Below are 22,069 nucleotides of genomic sequence, written 5' to 3' on the forward strand. Positions count from 1 at the left end.
AGAGTAAACATCGTTAAAAAGTGGTATATCAAGAATATATAATAATGTTGAATTTAATGACTGTTATTAATAAATAGGAGTGTTTCGCATGTCATCTAATAAAACCCTGATCACTCTCACTCTATTATTCTCTTTATCTATCATAACGGGTTGTAGTGAGCTTCGTGTATTAGAACCCAAAGGACCCGTAGGCGAAGATCAAAAGGAACTTATTATTTACTCCCTCTGGTTTATGTTAGGGATTGTCGTTGTGGTCTTTGGACTTTTTGGTTATATGGTCTTTAAATATAGAGATCGTCCTGGGCGTGGCAACAAGGATTATGAACCCGAACAGGATGGTAATCTTAAAGTGGAAATCATATGGACGATTATACCCTTAATTATTGTGACATTATTATCAATTCCAACCGTTGACACCTTGTTTGATTTAGAAAAACCTCCACAATCAGCTAATGAAGAAGAGCCGCTTGTGGTATATGCGACATCTGCAGATTGGAAATGGTTTTTCAGTTATCCGGAACAAGGGATCGAAACTGTTAATTACTTACACATCCCGACTGAGCGACCAATTGAATTCCGCTTATCTTCAGCGGATTCCATGGCAGCACTGTGGATACCAGCTCTAGGTGGTCAAAAATACAATATGGCGGGGATGCAAACAATTCTATACTTACAGGCAGATGAAGAAGGCGTTTATGATGGGCGAAACTCCAATTTTAATGGAGAAGGATTTTCTCTACAGACCTTCCAAGTTCATGCCGAGGAAGATACTGCTTTTAAGGAGTGGGTCAACAAAATTAAAAATGAGAAGCCTGAATTAACTCAAGACCAATATAATGAATTGTTAAAACCTAGCATTATTGGAGAAATGGCTTTTTCAAATACTCACCTGGAATGGGTGGATCATGGAACAATGATGGGAAGTGATTACTCCATTAAACGACATCAAAATGCATATGAAAAAAAGCTTCACTTAAAAAGCTTAGATAAAGCAGACGCAGAGGAAGAAGGTGATGCAGATGAAGCTCAGTGAATTCTTCGTAACAGGTGAACCATTAATTTATGCAGGTATGGTTGCGATTGTTCTTGTAACTTGTGCCATCGTTTTTCTATTAACCTATTTTAAAAGATGGGGCTGGTTATGGCGTGAATGGCTGACCACTGTTGACCATAAAAAAATTGGGATTATGTATATTTTAAGTGCACTTGCCATGCTGTTCCGTGGTGGCGTAGATGCCTTAATGATGCGCGTTCAACTAGCTTTTCCTGATTTAAACTTTTTAAATTCACAGCATTATAACGAAATTTTCACAACTCATGGAACGGTCATGATTATTTTTATGGCCATGCCCTTCTTAATTGGGTTAATGAATATTGTTGTTCCTTTACAAATTGGAGCACGAGACTTTGCGTTTCCGTATGTTAACGCCTTGAGCTTCTGGTCATTTTTCTTTGGGGCATTACTGTTTAATATATCATTTGTCATTGGAGGTTCTCCTGATGCGGGTTGGACCAGTTACACGCCTCTGGCAGGAGCCGCTTTAAGTCCTGGACCAGGTCAAAACTTTTACTTACTAGGTTTACAACTCTCAGGTATTGGTACTCTCGCAACAGGAATCAACTTAATGGTGACCATACTTAAAATGCGAGCGCCAGGCATGAAATTATTTCAAATGCCGATCTTTACATGGTCTACATTAGTGACCTGTTTTATTATCATTTTTGCTTTCCCAATCCTGACTGTCGCATTAGCGCTTATGACGATTGATCGAATCTTTGGCGCTCAGTTTTTCACATTAACAGGTGAAGGCATGCCAATGTTGTGGGCAAACTTGTTCTGGATGTGGGGACACCCTGAGGTCTATATCGTAATTCTCCCTGCATTCGGGATATTCTCAGAAATTATTGCGACATTTGCTAATAAGCGATTGTTTGGCTATAAAGCAATGGTTTGGTCAATGATTCTAATTGCTGGATTGAGTTTCTTAGTATGGGTACACCACTTCTTCACGATGGGAGCAGGTGCGTTTGTTAACTCAGTTTTCTCTGTATCAACGATGTTAATTGCCGTTCCTACTGGAGTAAAAATATTTAACTGGTTAGGAACGTTGTACAAATCAAAAATACAATTTACCACCCCAATGTTATGGTCGCTGGCATTCATACCAAGCTTTGTGATTGGTGGGGTTACAGGTGTCATGCTTGGAATGGCAGCTGCCGATTATCAATTCCATAACTCGTACTTTTTAATTGCACACTTTCATTACGTGTTAATTGCGGGTACAGTTTTTGCCTGTTTTGCAGGACTGGAATATTGGTATCCTAAGATGTTTGGACATAAATTGAATCAAAAACTAGGAAAACTATCCTTCTGGTTGTTTGTGATTGGCTTCCATATTACCTTCTTCCCTCAATATTTCTTAGGGTTAGACGGAATGCCACGCCGATTATTCGATACAGCACCAGAATGGTTTACACTAAATTTCATTTCAACCATTGGAGCATTCGGAATGGGCGCAGGATTCGCCTTGTTTGTGCTTAATATTTATTACAGTTACAAAACGAGCCCTCGAGAAAAGACAGGGGACTCTTGGGATGGTCGTACACTTGAGTGGGCAACGCCGACACCAATTCCGCACTATAACTTTGCGACTCAACCCACTGTTAAAGAACTGGATGCTTTTCATGATATGAAGAAGCGTGGCGAAACGACATATGATGAAAGTAAGCTTAAGCCGATTCATATGCCGAATTATTCAGGGCAACCATTTATTATGATGGGACTGCTTTTCTTCTCCAGTTTTGCCCTTGTATTTGAATGGATTATTTTATCTGCAGTATTTTTAGTAGCTGTACTTGTGATGATGGGAATCCATTCATTTGATTATGATGATGGTTACCATGTAGAAGTAGAAGATATTAAACGAACTGAACGTCAATTAAGGGGGTTAAATGATGAGCACACAGGAAGCTAAGCATACCCCATTAGAATATCAAACAACGCACGGTCAGATGAATATATTAGGGTTTTGGATCTTCTTAGCAGCAGAGGTTGTTTTATTTTCAACACTATTTGCAACTTATGCCGTATTATTCGGAAGAACAGCTGATTCACCTTTACCAAGTGAATTATTTGGAGCAGAAATAGTGTTAATTATGACTTTCCTGCTTTTAACAAGTAGTTTTACCTGTGGGATTGCGATTCATAATATGCGTCAAGGGCAAGTCAAACCTTTGATCATCTGGATGGTGATTACACTACTACTCGGATTAGGCTTTCTTGGTTTTGAAATCTATGAATTTATGCATTACACCCATGAAGGGGCTACATTACAATCTAGTGCGTTTTGGTCTAGCTTCTATGTGTTGGCGGGAACGCATGGATTACACGTTACATTAGGAATCGGTTGGGCAACACTATTAATCATTCAAATAGTTAAAAGAGGACTGACGCCAGTCACCAGTCAAAAAGTTTTCATCATTAGCTTGTACTGGCACTTTCTAGATGTGATATGGATTTTTATTTTCACTGCAGTGTATTTAATAGGGATGGTGGTATAAATGGCGAGTTCAACTAAACGAATACCCACTCAGCATATCATCGGTTATGTTTTATCGATTGTTTTAACATTAGTTGCTGCGTGGGTTGCCCTTAAATCAAACCTGCCTACTTTGTGGATTATTGTCGGGATTTTATTACTGGCTGTGATTCAAGCTGGCATTCAATTAATTATGTTCATGCATATGGTAGAGTTTGAGAGTAATAACGGGCACATTCCATGGAATATGATGTTTCATGGGTTTGTCGCAGCCGCAATTGTCGTTGCAGGCTCTCTTTTCACCATGGTTTATGGGTTTTGATTTAAAAGATTAATTTGGAAGATGTTTATTTATTATGAATTAGTAAAAGGCGGCGATTCCAGCGGGAAAAGCAACAGCTGAAGACCCCACAGTGAGCGTTAGCTCACGAGGAGGCTGAAGCGTTGCCCACGGAAAACGTCCGCCTTTACAATTTTTCACAAACAAAAACCCTCATTCCAGATAACTTCTGAAATGAGGGTTTTAAATATTTAATAACTTTTCATTCGATTTAACTAAATGAATAATAAACATAATCCATGCGACCCAAGCTAAAATCAGGCTCAGATAGAACGCACTCCATGATAACGAAAACATCCCAGGATCTGTTCCTAAGAATGAAATGTTTATATAGTACATCCACATCCCGAATAATGAAACAAACTGAATTCCAGCTAAGGTTTTTTTATTGAGTCGGTAAAATAAATAAGGGGTTACAGATGATAAAATCATGAACATCATAACGACACCCATAAAATTCACCTCACTTAATCTCTTTATTATATTTTAACAGAATATACACACTTTTGACACGGAATATACACATTATATATATTAAATCACCTTATTCTGCCAATCTGTTCCAAAATGTTAGTCCGACTGTCTTATAGATATGCTATAATTATAATATCTATTATATTAAAGGGAAGAAATGCCAATGGTTGATAGCTTTATAATTAATATTTGCATATTAATCACTTTTATTTTCTTTTGGCATCAATTGTTTCGAACTAGGAGATTAACTTACCATTCACCGTTTTGGGTCAAGCTATCTGATGGATTACTTGCTGGTGCTTTAGGTATTATCTTAATGCGTTATTCCATTCATGTGAATGATATTACAATATTAGATTTAAGACACGTACCCATCGCAATTGTTGCTTATTACGGCGGATTAGTTCCTCCTCTTATTGGGGCTGCAGTGATTACTGTTGGTCGATACATGATTGACATTAATTTTTCTTCACATGTCGCTTTATTTATGATGCTATTTATTGCGGTAGGGTGTGGGTTAATCGCTAATTATCTACAGACCATACCATGGAAAAAATGGCTGATTTTATTAATTTATAGCCAACTTATTTTTTCTATCGCATTGTATATTGTGGCGCCAGTATATAAGGCTGTAATTTTTGCCGCTGTTGTTCATGTTATTTGTACGTTAATTGGCGGAATGATGGCTTTTTATTTTGTGAGATATGTGAGAAGGAACAGTGAATTGTTCTTAAAATATAGAGAGTATTCAAGGCTAGACGCTTTAACTGGATTATATAACGTTCGCACATTCTACTATTACTATGACAAATTCCTGAATGATGCAAAAGCAAACCAAACTCCAATGGTTCTTGTCATGCTCGATATTGACCATTTTAAAGAAATCAATGATACTTACGGGCACATGGCTGGAGATGAAGTGCTAAAACAACTAGCTGACTTGTTCAGGCAAGAAGCTGGTGAGGGAGCAAAAATCGCTCGGAATGGTGGCGAGGAATTTTCAATTTTATATTCTGGTAAATCTATTAAACAAGTTGAGAAAATCGCTGAAAATATACGAAATCGAGTAGAGCGTACAATATTTAAACTACCTCAGAGAAATACAATTCAAATGACTATTTCCATTGGAGTAGCGGAATATCAAGCGACAATGGATAAGGATCATGCGCTCTATCAAGAAGCAGATCGTGCGTTGTACAAAGCAAAAGATGCTGGCAGGAATAATATTGAAGTTTTCGCATAAGTTTTTGTAACCATCCCCGCCCCGCTTCGTCTTATTAATAAAGGGGGCGCATCAATGAAAAAGTTTTTATTTCTGTTAATCATTTTAATTATGCTCCAACCTATTCAGTCATTCGCTTTGTCATGTGCAGGTCCAGAGCCTGTGGAGGAAGCTTTTGAACGTTACGATGGGGTAATTGTTGGCACGGTAGATAAAATTTTTACAAAAAATAAAGGTATGCAAGTCGTTCTCGTGAAAGTTTCTAAAAGTTTTAAAGGTGTTAAACAAAACTGGATTTTTGTTGAAGAAGATACTTCTTGGGGCGATCGAAGTCGTGAAGGCGAAGAGTATTTGTACTTCTTAAGAGATAAACGTGGTGACTGGGAGAATTCTCTGTGCAGTCAAACTAGACATATGAATAAGGCTAAGGATGATTTAAACTATCTTAACCAATTAGAAACCATACAACTTGAACAAGTCGATAAGCCTGATGATCCATTTTTAGATTGGCCAAAAGTCGGTGGCGTGTCTGCTCTTACTTTAATTTTCGTTGGACTAATCTTTAAAATTTACAAACATTATAAATAAATTCTTGACATATAAATAAAATCATCATATGATAGCTATTAATAAATTAGATACGGTTCGGCGTTGATGAAGAAGAGTACTTTTTCGAACTGCTTCAGAGAGCTAGTGGTTGGTGTGAACTAGCGTAGGACGTAAAAGGAATGGACTTCTGAGCCTCTAGCTTAACGTAGCGAGAGCTATTAGTATAGCTGGCGAATGTCTCATCGTTAAAAGAGACGCGTATTCAAGCACTGAACAAAGTGTTTCGATACGAATAAAGTGGACTGTTATATACAGTCAACGAAGGTGGCACCACGGGTTTCCCGTCCTTTATTAAGGACAGGAGCCCGTTTTTTATTTGTCAAAAATCCGAACCACAACTAAATATGATAAATCGTCGCGTAAGAGGAGTAAGTATAACGAAGTCGTTACAGAGAGCTAAAATTGGTGAGATTTAGCACGTACCCGTTATACCGAATGGACTTACAAGAGGTTGCCTGAATGAATTCTAGTATGGCAACCCGGTTTCCACCGTTATATGGATAGGGTATCGGAAATGAGAGGCTGCCCCCTTAGCTACTCATATTCCCGTACCCGAACTGAGCGGGAAAGTGTCTTCACTTTCCAACTGAGGTGGCACCGCGAAACTAATCGTCCTCTGCAAACACAATTATTTGTGTTTGCAGAGGACTTTTTATTTAGGAGGAAGATTTAATGATTAATTATAGCTATCGAATAATCGAAGGCGATACACATACACCTATTTCAATCTTTTTAAGCCTTAAAGGTCAGAAAAAGTTCCTACTTGAGAGTTCACTAAAGCATGAAAAATCAGGACGATATTCCATAATCGGCGCAAACCCATTTTATAAAATCACAGCAACAGACAACTTGGTTGAACATCATGATCTTATTCAAGACACGATTCAAAAAGAGACAGCTAGACCTTTTGATGTCATAGAAAATCTACTTATAAAAGATTTTACAAGTGATCTTGATGTCCCCTTCCCTGCTGGTGGAGTTGGTTACATGGCCTATGATGTCATCCGTCAGTTTGAATCTATTGGGGCAGTTCAAAAAGATGAACTTAACATGCCAGACATCCATTTAATGTTTTATGAAAACGTCATGGTTTACGACCATTTGATGCAAAAAATTTATTGTTTTGCATTTGATCGATGGATTACTGGTGAACAGAAAAATTTGGACGACGAACTGAATCAAATAGAAAAGCAATTAAAAGGAGAACAGCTCGAAGACTTAGACGATTTTTCTCTCTCCCTTTTTAGCTCAAATATTGAACAACAAGATTTTGAGTCAACGGTGGAGCAAATAAAACAACACATTTTTGATGGTGATATTTTTCAAGCCGTCTTATCACAGCGGTTATCAGCAAGTTACAAAGGCGAACCATTCTCTTTTTATAGAAAACTGAGAAAGAGCAACCCTTCACCCTATATGTTCTTTGTTGATTTTCATGATTACACCGTGCTTGGTGCATCACCTGAGAGTTTGATTAAAGTGAATGACTCACATGTGACGACGAATCCAATCGCTGGAACACGGAAACGCGGTTTGACTGATTCGGAAGATTATGAGCTTGAGCAGGATTTATTAAACGATGAAAAGGAAATTGCTGAACATCAAATGCTCGTCGATCTAGGGCGAAACGATCTTGGGCGAATATGCAAACCTGGTACAATCAGCCTTTCAAAATATATGGTCGTTGAACGCTACCGATACGTGATGCACATCGTATCCGAAGTCACTGGTGTTTTACGTGATAATCAATCACCACTTGAAGCTTTAAAGGCATGTTTACCTGCAGGAACAGTAAGTGGGGCACCTAAAATTAGGGCGATGCAAATTTTAAATGAGTTAGAAAATGTTAAGCGAGGCGTTTATTCCGGCGCAGTTGGATATTTAGCCATCAACGGAAACCTTGATTTCGCATTAGCGATTCGCACGATGGTGTTAAAGGATCAATTAGCCCATGTGCAAGCAGGAGCTGGAGTCGTTTATGATTCCGTTCCAACAAATGAATTTGAAGAAACTTTAAATAAAGCCAAAGCGTTAATGGAGGTGAACACATGATTTTACTCATTGATAATTACGATTCGTTTACCTATAACTTATTTCAATATCTTGAAGAGCTTGGTTCTGAAGTTTTAGTAAAACGTAATGATGAAATTACTTTAGATGAAATTAACTTATTAGAGCCAGAGGCGATTATTATTTCACCTGGTCCCGGAAGGCCTGAACATGCTGGGGAATCTGTTTCTATCATTCAGGAATTTCACGACACCATACCCATTCTAGGCATTTGCTTAGGTCATCAAGCGATTGGTTCCGCTTTTGGCGCAGAGGTAAAACGGGCTCGTACCGTGAGACATGGTAAACGTTCGTTAATAAAACACAAAGGTACTGGACTATTTCAATATCTTCCGCAACCTTTAGAGGTCATGCGCTATCATTCATTAGTCATCGACTCATTAACATTACCCCCATCGTTCAAAAAGCTGGCAATGGCGATGGATGACCAAGAATTAATGGCGATTAAGCATTATAAATACCCTGTTTACGGATTACAATTCCACCCTGAGTCGATTGGGACAGCGGATGGAAAACGAATATTAAATAACTTTTTACTAACCATTCGAAAGGAGAATGATCATGAATCATTTATTAAAAAAGTTAACTGAAGGCGATCAGTTAATGAAAGATGAAATGCGAGAAGTGGCTCAAGCATTATTTGATGAGCAGATATCAGATAGTGAAATTGCTTCGGTATTAACAGCATTAAGAGTTAGAGGTGAATCTCCGGATGAAATTGCGGCTATTGTAGAAGTTTTAAGAGAAAAAGCTATGACTGTACAAAAAACAATCACAGGTGTGATGGATAACTGCGGTACTGGTGGAGATGGTTCAAGCAGCTTTAACATCAGTACCACATCAGCCTTCGTGTTAGCAGGTGCCGGTGCTAAGGTTGCTAAACATGGAAATCGTAGTGTTTCTAGTAAAACTGGCAGTGCTGATGTGTTAGAAGAACTTGGAATTTCTTTAGATTTTACAGGTGAAGAAGTTGAAAAATTGCTTGAATCTAATGGCATCGCGTTTTTGTTTGCTCCTTATGTTCACCCGCGATTGAAACGAATTATGAAAGTCAGAAAAGATTTAGGCGTACCAACAATCTTCAACCTTATTGGACCGTTAACGAACCCTGTTGAGTTAGAAACGCAATTTTTAGGTGTTTACCGTCGAGACATGTTGATGAAGATGGCCTCCGTATTAAATCAACTCGGTCGAACACGAAGCATTGTGGTCAACGGAGCAGGTCATATGGATGAAGCCTCACTAGCTGGAGAGAATCACATGGTGCTCTTGGATAAAGGCGACTTAATTCCTTTCACATTGAAGCCTGAAGACGTTGGGCTGAGCACCTATCCGAACGAAGCGATTCGAGGTGGAGACGCAAAGGAAAACGCAGAAATTTTATTAAATGTTTTAAACGGTCAACCAGGTGCTTACTTAGACACCGTGTTATTAAATGCAGGAATCGGACTTTACTCTGCAGGTATTTCATCAAGTATTAAAGATGGTGTTGATCGAGCAAGAGAGAGTATTGAATCAGGTCGCGCGTTAGAAAAACTTAATTATTTAATCGACTACAGTAAAACAAGAAAGCAGGCGATGTCGTCATGACAATATTAGATCAGATTTTAGAGAAGAAAAAAGAAGAAGTTCAGACATTAAAACAAATTGGTTTGGATTATAGCTTAAATGTCAACCAGTCGAGCGCATCACTATACGACCATTTTATGAATAATAAACAGCTGTCTGTGATTGCTGAGATTAAACGCGCCTCCCCTTCCAAAGGTGATATAAATGTTGGAATGGAGCCTAGTGAGCAGGCAAAGTTGTATGAACTTGGTGGGGCAAGTGCTATCTCAGTTTTGACCGATACCCCTTTTTTCAAAGGGACCATGAATGATTTGGCTTCAGTTCGCCAGGCGGTTGACCTCCCTGTTCTAAATAAAGATTTTGTTATTGATGAGATACAGATTGACCGTGCACGACAAGCAGGAACGAATGTGGTGTTGTTAATCGCAGCAGCAATGGATGTCACTCGATTAAATGAGCTTTATCAATACGCCGTTTCACAAGGCATTGAAGTTTTATTGGAAGTCCACAATGAGTCTGAACTAGAAGCGGCATTTGAAGTTGGCGCACAGATTATTGGAATTAACAATCGTGATTTAAAAACCTTTAATGTTGACCTCGGTGTGACTGAACGATTGGCAGAACGGATTACTGACCCAACTACTGTTGTAGTTAGTGAAAGTGGCATTAAATCACGTGAAGATGCAGAACGCGTCACACAAGCTGGAGTTCACGGCATCTTAGTGGGTGAATCATTGATGATGAGCGGAACGGTTGTTGAGTCGTTGCAAGAACTACAAGTGGAACGTCCAAGTTTTACTAGACAATAAACTGTGTTTACTAGACAGAATTCCATTGTTACTAGACACTTTTCGAGTTTTATTAGACAAAAATTTAGTAATACTAGACACTATCGTTATTTTACTAGACAAAATGCTGAATTTACTAGACAAAAGGAGCCTCAAGCCATGATAAAAGTTAAGATTTGTGGGATTCAAACAATAGAGCAAGCCAAAGTCACCGTCAGTGCTGGTGCTGATGCGATCGGTTTTGTTTTTGCAGAGAGTAAGCGCAAAGTTACAGTCGACCAAGCTCAGTCTATTGCTAAGGAAATCCCCTCATCTGTCAAAAAAGTTGGTGTGTTCGTTAATGCGAGCAAAGATGAGTTGGAAGCGACTGTTCATGGAGTTGGACTTGATTATGTTCAACTTCACGGGGATGAATCACCTAAATTTTGTCGCTCTCTCAACCTCCCGTATATAAAAGCTTTTCGAATTAACGAGGCACAGGACTTATCGAAGCTAGAATCGTACGACAATGCGAGCTACTTTTTACTGGATAGCGCAACTGGTCCTTATCAAGGCGGAAACGGAACATCATTTGATTGGAGGCTACTTAAAAATAAAGCGATTGACAGCGAACGTATTATTCTAGCTGGCGGGTTAAATGAAGGCAATGTACAAGAGGCCATTCGTCAAACTCGACCTGCTATGGTTGATGTTTCTAGCGGTGTTGAAACAAATGGAATTAAGGATACTTATAAAATTAAAAATTTTATTCAAAAAGCAAAGGAGCGATTAATATGAGTTACGCACAACCAGATGTAAATGGCCATTACGGTCAATACGGAGGAAAATTTATTCCTGAAACATTAATGGGAGCTGTTACTGAACTTGAAAAAGCATACGATGAAGCTATTCAAGATGACGAATTTAATGAGCGATTAAATAATTTATTAAAAGAATATATCGGACGTGAGAATCCGCTATATTTTGCAAAAAACTTAAGTGAAAAAATCGGAGGGGCAAAAATTTACTTGAAGCGCGAAGACTTGAACCATACTGGTGCACACAAAATTAATAACACCATTGGGCAGGCACTGCTTGCTGATCTTATGGGCAAGAGAAAAGTTGTTGCAGAAACTGGTGCGGGCCAACACGGGGTGGCGACAGCTACGGTTTGTGCACTACTTAATTTAGAATGCGTCATTTTTATGGGAGCTGAGGATATAAGACGTCAAAAACTGAACGTCTTCCGAATGGAACTTCTCGGTGCTGAAGTGGTGAGTGTAGATCAAGGCAGTGCGACTCTAAAAGATGCGGTAAATGAAGCGCTTCGTTATTGGGTGACTAACGTTGAGGATACCCATTATATTATGGGCTCCGTACTTGGACCTCACCCCTTCCCTAAGATGGTACGTGATTTTCAAAGTGTCATTGGCAAGGAAACGAAGGCTCAAATTTTAGAAAAAGAAAATGCTTTACCAGATGCTGTCGTGGCTTGCGTTGGTGGCGGAAGTAACGCAATGGGAATGTTTTATCCTTTTGTTGAAGACACATCTGTAAAGTTATACGGCGTAGAAGCAGCTGGGAGCGGAGTGGATACGGACCGTCATGCAGCAACTTTAACTAAGGGCTCCGCAGGTATTTTACATGGGTCTATGATGTATTTATTACAAAACGACCATGGTCAAATTCAAGAAGCACACTCTATTTCAGCAGGACTTGATTATCCTGGAGTTGGACCAGAGCATAGTTATTTAAAAGATATAGAACGAGTGGAGTACAGTGCTGTAACAGATGAAGAAGCTCTCGAAGCCTTTCAATTACTATCGCGTACTGAAGGGATTATTCCAGCATTGGAGAGCTCTCATGCTGTCGCTCGAGCCGTAAAAATTGCTGAAGGAATGAGCCCTGATGAAACATTGGTCATTTGTCTATCCGGTCGTGGTGATAAAGATGTGGAATCGGTGAAGGAAGCGTTAGGGATGTAAGTTTGAAGCCGTTTATTGATTGAGTGTAACAATTTTTGGAGTAAGGGCAACAATTTTTTTGGTGAGTGCAACAATTTTTTTGTTGAACGCAACAATAATTCTGGTGAGTGCAACAAATAATTACGACGAACGCCCAACTATTATTAAAATTAGGAGGTTTTAACATGTCTAAAACATTAACTTATGGACGAGAGTATTTAGAAACGACTTTGAATCATACAATTAAAAAAGAGAATAAGGCATTCATTCCATATATTATGGCTGGGGATGGTGGAATTAATCAGCTTATTCCAACATTAAAACAGTTAAGTGAAGCGGGTGCATCAGCCATTGAGTTAGGTATTCCTTTCTCCGACCCTGTTGCAGATGGTCCGACTATTCAGGAAGCGGGCAAGCGAGCACTTAAGGAAAACGTTTCTTTGCGTTCAGTGTTAGAAGTATTAAAGTCGAGTCGTCAGCAAGTATCCGCTCCAATCATTTTCATGACGTACATTAACCCAATTTTCAAGTACGGGATTAATCAATTTGTTAAGGATGCACAAATAGCGGGTGTTGATGGACTTATCATTCCTGACCTGCCACTTGAGCAGCAACACATTATTTCGGATCAATTAAGTGAAGCTGGCATTGCTTTAATTCAACTTGTTTCACTAACAAGCTCTAAAGAAAGAATTCAAGAGCTTGCTGAAATCTCTCAAGGATTCACTTATGCCATTACAGTTAATGGAATAACAGGTACGAGGAATGAAGTCTCCCAAAATCTAACCGATCACTTTCAGCAACTTAAAACACACAGCAACGTTCCAGTCCTTGCAGGGTTTGGCATATCGCGTCCTGAACACGTTCAGCAAATGTGTGAAATTGCTGATGGAGTAATAGTTGGAAGTAAAATAATTGACCTATTACAAGACGATGATATTAATTCAATCAAACGTTTGATTGAACCAACAAGATCAAAATGAACACTTAGCCTACCTTAAATAACTCGCCTTTTCTTCCAATTTGTGTTATTTTGAGTGTGAATGTATAAAAAGAGTCAGCCTATTACTATTTAAGGTGGCGATTAAAATGAAAAGAATCTTGTTTTATGGTCTCATTGGAAGCATTTTAATATGGGGATCTTATCAAATCGTGTTTTCAGAAAATGAAGACGTCACCGCTGAACAAGATGATACTAAACCGCGTGTTACTCAGAACATTGAAGAATTAGTCAAACAGGCGATACAAAACTACAATCAACTAAAAGAGCAACACGAGACACTAGATATTAACAATGAAACCATTCAAATCAGTGATCCAGAAGTTAAAAATTGGATTATTCATACGTATATTCAATCAGCTGTTTATAAGAACGTAAATCTAGAAGGTATTGCCTTAGTTGACCAGGCGATGCAATACAAACACACGAACAATGCAATAATTAATTGGGCAAAAGCCAGGCACGATACGACAGTGTCTGATGAAGAAATAAACAATTACATTCAAAAGCAACTCGTCCATATCGAAAATGGAGAGCAGTCCCACCCATTTTTTAAGAAAATCAGTGAAGCGTTAAACCTAACAGAAGCTGAATATTTCTACGAATGGGAGTATAATCGATTTGCTCAACTGCTCTTACAAGATAAACTTTTTGTCAAATACCAACGAAACAATCCAAAGCTTGAAGATGAAACAGAAGCAGAATATCAACGTCGTATTATTCAATTAATGGAGAACGACCTAACAGAATATCGGAAGCAATAAAATCCGCCATTGAGCGGATTTTTTAATCTAAATAATTCAAGAAAGCGTCTACTTGTTTAAGATGTCTACTAGATTCATGATAAATTAACCATGTGTCGCGAGTTATCTTTTCACCTTGGTTTGTGGTAAGAGGGATTTGATTAAGGTGGCCTTCTTGATTTAATGCAACTTTAGGTAAGATGGTATAGCCAATACCATTGCGTGCCATTTGTTTGCACGTTTCGATTTGATCCACGACAATAGTTCTTTTCGGAGGTTTAGAAAAATGTTCATACCACCACTCTTCAATCTCTTGATAATAATTAGACAAGCTTTTGAATTGTATAAAAGGACGATCACTTTCCACTAAATCTTCTATGCTTTTAATTTCCTGATCTACTAAAAAAAGGTCATCTGAGAAAAGAAATTCCTTATTCCCTCGCCAACTCACATTCCCTCTAACAATTCCAATATGGTCTTCATTCTTTTGCATACGGTTTAAAACTTCATTGCTCCACCCAGTGACTAAAGACATTTTTACATAGGGATATTGAGAAACATAATCCTTCAAACGTTCCGGAAGCCAATACTGTCCAACGATCGACGCAACCGCAAGTTTTAGAGTACCATATACTTCCTCTTCTAAAGAGTTAATTTCATCTTTTAACCCTTCATATTTACCCAATGTCTCCGTCGCAAAATCTATAACCTTTTCACCAACAGATGTCATCACTAGACCTCGTTGTGAGCGAATGAAAATATCTTTCCCCCACTTTTCTTCTATTGAATGCAATCGTTGACTCAATGCAGGTTGAGAAACAAATAGCCTTTCCGCTGCCTTTCTCATGTTTAATTCTTCAGACAAAACTTTTAGCACTTCATAATCATCGATATACATAACAGTCACTCTCCATAAGTTTTTCTTATCACTTTATATAATAACATTAAAATTTATTTATCAAACAAATTAGTTTATGATAAAGCTAGACAGATTGGAGATGACAGAAATGGAACTCATTACTTTATTTTTAATCGGGACTGTTGCGACAACCCTTGGAACTTTAGCGGGTGGCGGCGGATTAATAAGTTTACCTGCCATGTTAGCGTTAGGTATGCCTGTACATTCAGCTATTGGCGCCAATAAAGTTTCAAACACCATTAGTTCATTATCAAGTTTTCTTGTGGTATATAGACAAAAAGGCGTGACGATGAAAGAAGGGCTTAAAGTTATACCGGTTAGTTTAGCTGGAGGCGTTACGGGCGGTTTAATAGCAGCTTCGATTTCAGCTGACTTAATGTATAAAGTAGCAATTGGATTACTAGTCTTTGCATTTGTGTTTTCTTTCATAGGAAAGGCTGATTTTTCTGGTCATGATTCATTTAAGTTGTCGAAAAAAGGTACACCACTTCTATATGGAATTGGGATTTATGATGGAGTGTTTGGACCAGGGCAAGGAACGCTCATGCTATATTTATTTTCTTACTTAAACATCGCTTATTATCGAGCAGTAGGATTAGTACGTGTTGCGACATTTTCAAGCTGTTTCGGTGCAGCGATTAGTTACATCTCGACAGGAAAAATAATTTGGCCACTGACCATAGCCTTATTACTGGGATCAGTAACTGGTGCACAGGCTGGTGTGCGTTTAGCAGGAAAATTAAAACCAAAGCATGTGAAGCCGTTACTTCGGGTCGTGACTGTCGCACTGATTATCCATATCATCATAGATAATTTATAATATAGGAGTTTTTATGATGGGAAAAAAATTAAAATTGATTTGGGGTGCTTTTTTTCTGGCCGAATTTGGTCGTACCATGTACTTCATTATTGTGACCTGGCTTTTATATTCGTTAACAAATGATGCATTATACACTGGTTTATTAGTAAGTATCGGTTTTATTCCAAGCTTAATTATGAATCTAATTTTTGGTGTCATTGTCGATCGTATGGATAGAAAATATTTAACGATATTAGCAAATATAATCAACACGATGACTATTGTATTAAATTGTATTGCCATATTAGTTCAAGCCATTAATCCTTGGATCATCATCGTAACCCACATGATTATTCAACTCATGGGCTCATTGTTCAGACCTGCGGTTCAGGCATTCATTGCTGAATCTTTTCCAAAAGATCTATTGCCTAAGGTTTTTTCACAGTCTGGATCTGCTGCAATAGTCGGCGGATTATCAGGAGCATCTATTGGTGGTATTCTTATTGGGGTGACTTCTGGCTTCATGTCAATGATTGTAGTTGCAATTTCCTTTGCCATCGCTACTATTTCTTTAACTTTCGTTAGTAGAGAACAGGTTTCATCTTCAATAGAAGTTACACAAAAATCAATCGCTACAGATTTAATCGAAGGCTTTAATTACTTAAAAAGAAATACTTTTATGTTTAACTTATTTGGAGTCATGTTCGTCGGGCAGCTTGTCTTTCATACGAGTGTTGCTTTTTTATCTGTATATACGAAAGAGTACTTAGAACAGACGGTTACAGTTTATGGTTTCCTGGATGCTTCTCTTTCGCTCGGAGGTGTCATAGCCGGGCTGCTCGGGACCTGGTGGTGGAACAAGAGTGCAAACCACATATCAAGCCATTCATTAGTTGTTGTATCCATAGGATTATTACTAGTTGGTTTGGCTCCATCCCTCTACATAGCTTTCATAGGGGTTTTCTTAATCGGGCTTGGAACAACGTGGGTCAGGGTTTTACTGCAATCCATTCAGCAGATGGTTACTGATAAAGCCTACCATGGTCGAATGTCAAGTTATCGTATGATTTGCAATCAAGGCTCTGTAGTGATCAGTGCCCCCATACTTGGTTGGGTCGCTAATTCGTTTGGAGCCAACGGAATTTATATGGCTCTTCTATTACCTGTGAGTTTTGCCATGCTAATAGCGATCAGACAATCTCGGCAGAAACAGTTTAAAAAGGTTGCAGTGAGAAAAACTTGGCTTACCTCCAAGTCCTAATGGCGAAAGCCTTAGTTTTTCACATACTTTAATCCTTTAACAAAGCTAAATTTTCTTAAAGTGCAAAAAAAATGCGCACTGCACCTATTTTTTTATCTTGGCATATATACATGTATCCCTTGGCTCACCTCCATCCACTGAGATATCATCATTTTTCAAAATCGCTTCCAGTTCATACCCCAATCGCTCCGGTACTGACCGACTGTTATGGTTTTCTTTATCCGTTCGTATCTCAATCCGTTTAAAGCCGATATGATCGAGTCCAAAATCGGTCAACTTCTCTGCCGCTTCGGTCATATAACCTTTACCACTTTGTTCAGTATGGATCCAATAACCAATTTCAGCCTTCGGAACGTCCCAGTTCACATTTTCATAACTAATCGTTCCTATAAATGCATCTGTCACTTTATTAAACATTAAATATCTGAAACACTCTCTTTTTATAAATTTCGCAAAAGCCTCTCTCTGATTCGATTCAGATTCCTCAACTTTCGGTATTTCCTGCGCGAAAACAAGCCATTCTTTTAATTCATTAATAGATTGACGAACGGCTTGATTGACGACCTCTCCATCACCAGGACGTGGTGCGCGTAATAACAATCGCTCTGTTTCTAACTCAGTTGGTATATCTAATAGAATTGGATTCACTATTTATTCTCCTCTTCCCCGTCAAATTCTTCTTTACCTATGTGTAAATCAATTAATTCTCTAACTAAAGCGCTTAAGTATGCCAGTAATAAAATTAGAACGATGCCTAAAGCTAATACCTCTTTCCCATCTAATAAATCTTTAATCGCAAAAAATAGCATAATACTTATAAAAAATATGCCTACGAATCTTTTAATGAAGGTTTCCACGTAAATCAACTCCCATTGTCAATATTCAACACAATCTATCAATTTCCTCTTTTTTCCTTTATAATATAACAAACTTATCTGCTCTTAAAGGAGGAGAAGTATTTGAAACCTAAAATATTAATTCTAGGAACATTCCATTTTAGTAGTCAGCTAGATGTAGTGAATACTGATTTTTCACCTAAAGACAGGCAGCAGGAAATTCTTGATTTAATAAAGAGTTTGAAAGAATTTAAGCCTACAAAAGTTGCTGTAGAAGCATTAAAAGATAATGACAAAGATTTAAAAGGATCCTATCAAGACTATTTAAATGATTCTTTTCACTTGACGAATAATGAAATTCATCAGGTTGGGTTCCGGTTAGCGAAACAACTGAATCACGAGAAAGTTTATCCTGTTGATTGGATGGGCGATTCGGGAACGAGTATAGGTGACGCGCTTGAATACGCTGAAAAGCATCAACCGGATCTCCATGATTTAATCATGAATCAATGTATTCCTCGATTAGAAAAATTTCATAGTCATATCGATCGTCCAATCAAACAAGTCTTAAAGGATATTAATATTGAGGAAGTTAACCAAATCAATAAGGAATTATATTTACACGTAGCTCGAGTGGGACGAGGGACTGACTACGTTGGTGCAGACTACGTTAAGTGGTGGTATCAGCGAAACTTGATTATTTTTTCCAATATCGCAGAGCTGGCGGAGTCGAACGAAGACAGGATCTTACTTTTAATTGGGTCGGGTCATGTTTATATCGTTAAGCAGTTCCTTGAAGATAGCGGATTATTTGATGTTGAAGAAGCGGTGGATTACCTTTAAATGCAACAAAAAAAGTAACCACCTCTCTCCCACAATAAGGTGGTTACCATGCCTAGAAGCGAGCTGCCCTCTTAAAGGGCAATTCGGCTTGACTCAAAGGTGACCGAACACCAATAGAGTCATCATATTATATGTCATTACTTTTAATTTATTCCAATTATCGTAACTTGGCATCCATGTTTGCGAATCCTAATTCAGTATTAACCTGACCATGCATTTGTTCTAAATCTATATCTTTGCCCAATAGCCACTGATTAAAGTCAAACTTGACCGGTTCTTGATCTGCACCTAATGTGAACCAAACTTGCAGCTCGTTCGGTAAGTAAAGGGACGTGTGAATGGTACCGGCCCAACTTTTATACTGATCAGCAAAAACACCGTGATTAGAGTCATTAAAGAATCTAAACGCGTTTTCCGCTTCTGTCATATCAGCAGCGTGCTCATTAATCACGTTCATTCGTTTAAGAGAATCTTTTAAGTAACGACGATTCTCATCGGTCAAAATTTCAAAGTGATTGGTGCACACATTAGTTTCACGAACCTCAACAGCTCGAGGCCCCGCTTCAATTACAAAAGTTTTCCCTCTCGTATCCATCACATTATAACTAAATGCACCGCGATGTGGTACTGACTTTACTAATTCTATTGCCTCTTCTACTGATGCACATGTTTCTAAAATCATTCGGCCAACCATATAACATACAAACCCATCAGCTGTCTTCTTACGATGGGTGAAGTTGTACCCCATGACCAAACCTTTTTCATTCATACCATCCATTCGTCCTGTAATTCTTGAGGTCGGCCCAATGACCGCATAACCTTCGTCGGTGGGTTGGAACAGGCTAAACATACCATCATACGTAAACGGGTGAAAATCATAATTACGAACCATAAAATTTTCTGTGGTAAAAATAGAACAGCCGCTTTTATCAGGTTCCACTCTATAGCCACCAAAATCACGAAGTACCTCTTCCATTGGGAGCTGAAGACCATCTCGCAAACCTTCCATCTCATCCCAAATGGCAGGCGCGAAACGTTTAAATTGACCCTTTGCTTCATTAACATCGATCTCAAAACGAGGCCGCTTCAATTTCCATCCATGCTGCCGGTTTCTTACTGTTAAAGAGTCTCTTAATTTTTCACCTAAATTATATCCGAAATCGTAATGATTCCCTCTAAACTGAAATATATCACTATGTATCTGCTTCATTGTTGATCATCCCTTATGTTTTATTACATTGCTATTTTACCGAAAAACTGTGGTTAAAGAAAACGAAGCAGCCTTGATCACTTTAATTCATTAATAAAATATAGGGATGAAGTTGCATAACCATTTTATTATTCTACTATTATATTTTAAACAGTTATGACTTTGCCAATTCAAGTCTGGGTCAGACTTTACGACTTATTATCACTTTATATAATTACCTTGGAATAGGAATATTTAGCCCCTCGAAATAATGAACCCTAATCCCTATTAACAAATCTTTCCTTCTTCGTTATACTTTTTCACAATAGAATATTCAAAATATTTTGATTAGGAGGAATGTTATTTGAAGAAAAGAAATCTTTTGATGGCATCAACCCTAAGTGGTGTACTAGCTATTTCATCATTCGCTCCAACGATTTTTGCACACGATGAACTGGATAACGTAGAAGTTGACAAAGGTGAACGGACAACTTTTACTGCTGAGGAACTTGATCAGCTAGGTGAACCGGCTGTTGATGGATCCAAAAACCTTAACTTTTTAAAAGAAGTAGCAGCCGTTCAAACAGAACAAATTTATGAGGGCATTCAAAACAACACAGCCGATGTTTATGCTCACAAAGGATTTGCTTATTTGGGAAGTCACACGGCTAATGGCGGAAATGGTGGCGTCCGGGTTTTTGATATGAAAGACCCTGAAAACCCTGTTGAAATATCGGCCTTTGCTCACGATGACGTTGAAGGAACATGGCAGGAAAAAGTTATTGTTAAATCGGTGAATACCCCTGACTTTAATGGTGAATTGGCTGTTGTCAGTGTTCAGCAGTTAAATCGAAAGGCAGATACATCAGGTGGATTCCTTCTATACGATGTGACAGATCCATACAATCCAGAAAAGTTAGGGTATTGGGAAGTCTACAGCGAAACAAACGGGACACACGAACTTTATTTAACCACTCAAGGCAACCGCGCCTTAGTATTAACAGCGAACCCTTATACAGATTACTATAGTCACGGTGAAGAAAAGGACTTTCAAATTGTTGATGTATCTGATCCGTCCAACCCTAAAACACTTTGGGAATTTGACCCACGATCGCTACCTGAAGTATCAGAGGACTTTAACGGTTATCATTGGGAGGCTCCAGATGGAAAGACCAGACCTGTTTTTGCTCACAGCGTGATAGCCGATAATACAGGCCAATATGCGTACGTCTCAATGTGGGATTTAGGAACAATGATTTTTGATATTAAAGACCCAGAAAATCCTAAGTATTTAGGACGGACAGACTTTGCTTCTGATCAACAGGGCTCAGCACACTCAGCAACACTTGCCAAGGGTGGTAATGTCCTAATTGAGACTCGCGAAGTTTATGTACCTGTTCGTGAAGGTTATGAAGAAGCATATGGTTACACTCGTATTTTTGATATCAAAGATAAAAGTAATCCAAAACTATTAAGTGAGTTTAAAACGGATCTAGTAGATAATATTGAAGACGGGCCGACTTTTGCTAACACAGTCCACGACCCTAAAGTAAGAGGCAACACATTATATCTTTCACACTATGCAGGAGGGGTTTACGCTGTAGATATTTCTGACCCAACTCAACCTAAACAAATTGGACAATATACACCAGATCAATCATTTGTATGGGGGGTATTTGTTGATAAAAACTACATTCTTGCCTCCGATATAGGTCAAGGCTTAAAAGTCTTAATGAAAAAGAACGGAAATAAGTAATAAGGCGGTCTGTTTTATGTAGCTAAGAAAAGCCCAAGCATATCACATTGAACTGACCCAGGGAAATGAGACAAGAAAAAACACCTATGCTGCCACGGTCCTGTATTCAACAGGGCTGTGGCAATTTAATTTTGAAAAAGGTCGTATATAATTGTAATAATACATGTAA

The 22,069-nt window shown here is 38.4% G+C and carries 24 protein-coding genes and 2 other annotated features; of the genes, 18 read left to right on the forward strand and 6 right to left on the reverse strand.

Going from position 1 to position 22,069, the window contains the following annotated elements:
* Positions 1–88 precede the first annotated feature (88 nt).
* Genes qoxA through qoxD form a run of 4 tightly spaced genes read left to right on the forward strand, consistent with a single transcriptional unit; the run spans position 89 to position 3,861 of the window.
* Positions 89–1,033: a cytochrome aa3 quinol oxidase subunit II gene (gene qoxA / locus E3U55_RS08285; protein WP_134339961.1), complete on the forward strand. Its 945-nt coding sequence runs from the start codon at positions 89–91 to the stop codon at positions 1,031–1,033.
* Positions 1,014–2,975 carry a cytochrome aa3 quinol oxidase subunit I gene (gene qoxB / locus E3U55_RS08290; RefSeq protein WP_228547512.1) on the forward strand — a complete coding sequence of 654 codons (1,962 nt, stop codon included), beginning with the start codon at positions 1,014–1,016 and terminating at the stop codon, positions 2,973–2,975. Before qoxA ends, qoxB begins: the two co-directional genes overlap by 20 nt.
* Positions 2,956–3,561, forward strand: a complete 606-nt coding sequence (gene qoxC, locus E3U55_RS08295; protein WP_134339963.1) for a cytochrome aa3 quinol oxidase subunit III — start codon at positions 2,956–2,958, stop codon at positions 3,559–3,561. Before qoxB ends, qoxC begins: the two co-directional genes overlap by 20 nt.
* A complete protein-coding gene (gene qoxD / locus E3U55_RS08300; RefSeq protein ID WP_134339964.1) occupies positions 3,562–3,861 on the forward strand; it encodes a cytochrome aa3 quinol oxidase subunit IV in 300 nt (99 codons plus the stop codon). It abuts the gene before it with no gap.
* 201 nt (positions 3,862–4,062) lie between these two features.
* Here qoxD and E3U55_RS08305 read toward each other — a convergent pair whose 3' ends face one another.
* Positions 4,063–4,332, reverse strand: coding sequence for a hypothetical protein (locus E3U55_RS08305; RefSeq protein ID WP_134339965.1), 270 nt, complete (start codon positions 4,330–4,332; stop codon positions 4,063–4,065).
* Between the two features lie 184 nt (positions 4,333–4,516).
* On the opposite strand from E3U55_RS08305, the gene E3U55_RS08310 reads away from it, so the two are divergent.
* The 10 genes from E3U55_RS08310 (at position 4,517) to E3U55_RS08355 (ending at position 14,318) form a co-directional block, all read left to right on the forward strand.
* Positions 4,517–5,596, forward strand: a complete 1,080-nt coding sequence (locus E3U55_RS08310) for a GGDEF domain-containing protein (RefSeq protein ID WP_194840851.1) — start codon at positions 4,517–4,519, stop codon at positions 5,594–5,596.
* Between the two features lie 54 nt (positions 5,597–5,650).
* Entirely contained in the window at positions 5,651–6,163 is a 513-nt protein-coding gene (locus E3U55_RS08315) for a hypothetical protein (RefSeq protein ID WP_134339967.1), read from the forward strand.
* Between the two features lie 54 nt (positions 6,164–6,217).
* Positions 6,218–6,476, forward strand: a binding site (T-box leader).
* 54 nt (positions 6,477–6,530) lie between these two features.
* Positions 6,531–6,804, forward strand: a binding site (T-box leader).
* 52 nt (positions 6,805–6,856) lie between these two features.
* Positions 6,857–8,236: an anthranilate synthase component I gene (gene trpE / locus E3U55_RS08320; RefSeq protein ID WP_134339968.1), complete on the forward strand. Its 1,380-nt coding sequence runs from the start codon at positions 6,857–6,859 to the stop codon at positions 8,234–8,236.
* The gene (locus E3U55_RS08325; RefSeq protein WP_134339969.1) at positions 8,233–8,844 is read left to right on the forward strand and encodes an anthranilate synthase component II; all 612 of its coding nucleotides are present in this window, start codon (positions 8,233–8,235) and stop codon (positions 8,842–8,844) included. The genes trpE and E3U55_RS08325 overlap by 4 nt, the downstream gene beginning before the upstream one ends.
* A complete protein-coding gene (gene trpD / locus E3U55_RS08330) occupies positions 8,816–9,844 on the forward strand; it encodes an anthranilate phosphoribosyltransferase (protein WP_134339970.1) in 1,029 nt (342 codons plus the stop codon). Before E3U55_RS08325 ends, trpD begins: the two co-directional genes overlap by 29 nt.
* On the forward strand, positions 9,841–10,632 hold the full coding sequence (gene trpC, locus E3U55_RS08335) for an indole-3-glycerol phosphate synthase TrpC (RefSeq protein WP_134339971.1): 792 nt from the start codon (positions 9,841–9,843) through the stop codon (positions 10,630–10,632). Before trpD ends, trpC begins: the two co-directional genes overlap by 4 nt.
* Before the next feature lie 138 nt (positions 10,633–10,770).
* On the forward strand, positions 10,771–11,388 hold the full coding sequence (locus E3U55_RS08340) for a phosphoribosylanthranilate isomerase (RefSeq protein ID WP_323740408.1): 618 nt from the start codon (positions 10,771–10,773) through the stop codon (positions 11,386–11,388).
* Positions 11,385–12,575 carry a tryptophan synthase subunit beta gene (gene trpB / locus E3U55_RS08345; RefSeq protein ID WP_134339972.1) on the forward strand — a complete coding sequence of 397 codons (1,191 nt, stop codon included), beginning with the start codon at positions 11,385–11,387 and terminating at the stop codon, positions 12,573–12,575. The genes E3U55_RS08340 and trpB overlap by 4 nt, the downstream gene beginning before the upstream one ends.
* Before the next feature lie 164 nt (positions 12,576–12,739).
* Positions 12,740–13,537 (forward strand): tryptophan synthase subunit alpha, encoded by a 798-nt coding sequence (gene trpA, locus E3U55_RS08350; RefSeq protein ID WP_134339973.1) that lies wholly within the window; start codon positions 12,740–12,742, stop codon positions 13,535–13,537.
* Positions 13,538–13,643: 106 nt separating this feature from the next.
* Positions 13,644–14,318: a hypothetical protein gene (locus E3U55_RS08355; RefSeq protein ID WP_134339974.1), complete on the forward strand. Its 675-nt coding sequence runs from the start codon at positions 13,644–13,646 to the stop codon at positions 14,316–14,318.
* A gap of 22 nt (positions 14,319–14,340) precedes the next feature.
* Here E3U55_RS08355 and E3U55_RS08360 read toward each other — a convergent pair whose 3' ends face one another.
* Complete coding sequence (locus E3U55_RS08360; RefSeq protein ID WP_134339975.1) at positions 14,341–15,195, reverse strand: LysR family transcriptional regulator; 855 nt, start codon at positions 15,193–15,195, stop codon at positions 14,341–14,343.
* Between the two features lie 109 nt (positions 15,196–15,304).
* Between E3U55_RS08360 and E3U55_RS08365 the strand changes: the two genes are divergently transcribed.
* Together E3U55_RS08365 and E3U55_RS08370 are read left to right on the forward strand one after the other, a co-directional pair.
* On the forward strand, positions 15,305–16,036 hold the full coding sequence (locus tag E3U55_RS08365; RefSeq protein ID WP_134339976.1) for a sulfite exporter TauE/SafE family protein: 732 nt from the start codon (positions 15,305–15,307) through the stop codon (positions 16,034–16,036).
* Between the two features lie 13 nt (positions 16,037–16,049).
* The gene (locus tag E3U55_RS08370) at positions 16,050–17,276 is read left to right on the forward strand and encodes an MFS transporter (RefSeq protein WP_134339977.1); all 1,227 of its coding nucleotides are present in this window, start codon (positions 16,050–16,052) and stop codon (positions 17,274–17,276) included.
* Between the two features lie 84 nt (positions 17,277–17,360).
* On the opposite strand, the gene E3U55_RS08375 is transcribed toward E3U55_RS08370, so the two are convergent.
* Positions 17,361–17,924: a GNAT family N-acetyltransferase gene (locus E3U55_RS08375; protein ID WP_134339978.1), complete on the reverse strand. Its 564-nt coding sequence runs from the start codon at positions 17,922–17,924 to the stop codon at positions 17,361–17,363.
* Positions 17,924–18,133 carry a hypothetical protein gene (locus E3U55_RS08380; RefSeq protein ID WP_134339979.1) on the reverse strand — a complete coding sequence of 70 codons (210 nt, stop codon included), beginning with the start codon at positions 18,131–18,133 and terminating at the stop codon, positions 17,924–17,926. Before E3U55_RS08380 ends, E3U55_RS08375 begins: the two co-directional genes overlap by 1 nt.
* Positions 18,134–18,235: 102 nt before the next feature.
* On the opposite strand from E3U55_RS08380, the gene E3U55_RS08385 reads away from it, so the two are divergent.
* Positions 18,236–18,955: a DUF5694 domain-containing protein gene (locus E3U55_RS08385; RefSeq protein WP_134339980.1), complete on the forward strand. Its 720-nt coding sequence runs from the start codon at positions 18,236–18,238 to the stop codon at positions 18,953–18,955.
* Between the two features lie 157 nt (positions 18,956–19,112).
* On the opposite strand, the gene E3U55_RS08390 is transcribed toward E3U55_RS08385, so the two are convergent.
* Positions 19,113–20,165 (reverse strand): C45 family autoproteolytic acyltransferase/hydolase, encoded by a 1,053-nt coding sequence (locus E3U55_RS08390; RefSeq protein ID WP_134339981.1) that lies wholly within the window; start codon positions 20,163–20,165, stop codon positions 19,113–19,115.
* Between the two features lie 343 nt (positions 20,166–20,508).
* Between E3U55_RS08390 and E3U55_RS08395 the strand changes: the two genes are divergently transcribed.
* On the forward strand, positions 20,509–21,900 hold the full coding sequence (locus E3U55_RS08395) for an LVIVD repeat-containing protein (RefSeq protein ID WP_228547513.1): 1,392 nt from the start codon (positions 20,509–20,511) through the stop codon (positions 21,898–21,900).
* 84 nt (positions 21,901–21,984) lie between these two features.
* Here E3U55_RS08395 and E3U55_RS17960 read toward each other — a convergent pair whose 3' ends face one another.
* Positions 21,985–22,065: a hypothetical protein gene (locus tag E3U55_RS17960; protein ID WP_407644108.1), complete on the reverse strand. Its 81-nt coding sequence runs from the start codon at positions 22,063–22,065 to the stop codon at positions 21,985–21,987.
* Positions 22,066–22,069: the final 4 nt, after the last annotated feature.

It is taken from the genome of Filobacillus milosensis, assembly GCF_004402015.1.
Lineage (GTDB): Bacteria > Bacillota > Bacilli > Bacillales > Alkalibacillaceae > Filobacillus > Filobacillus milosensis.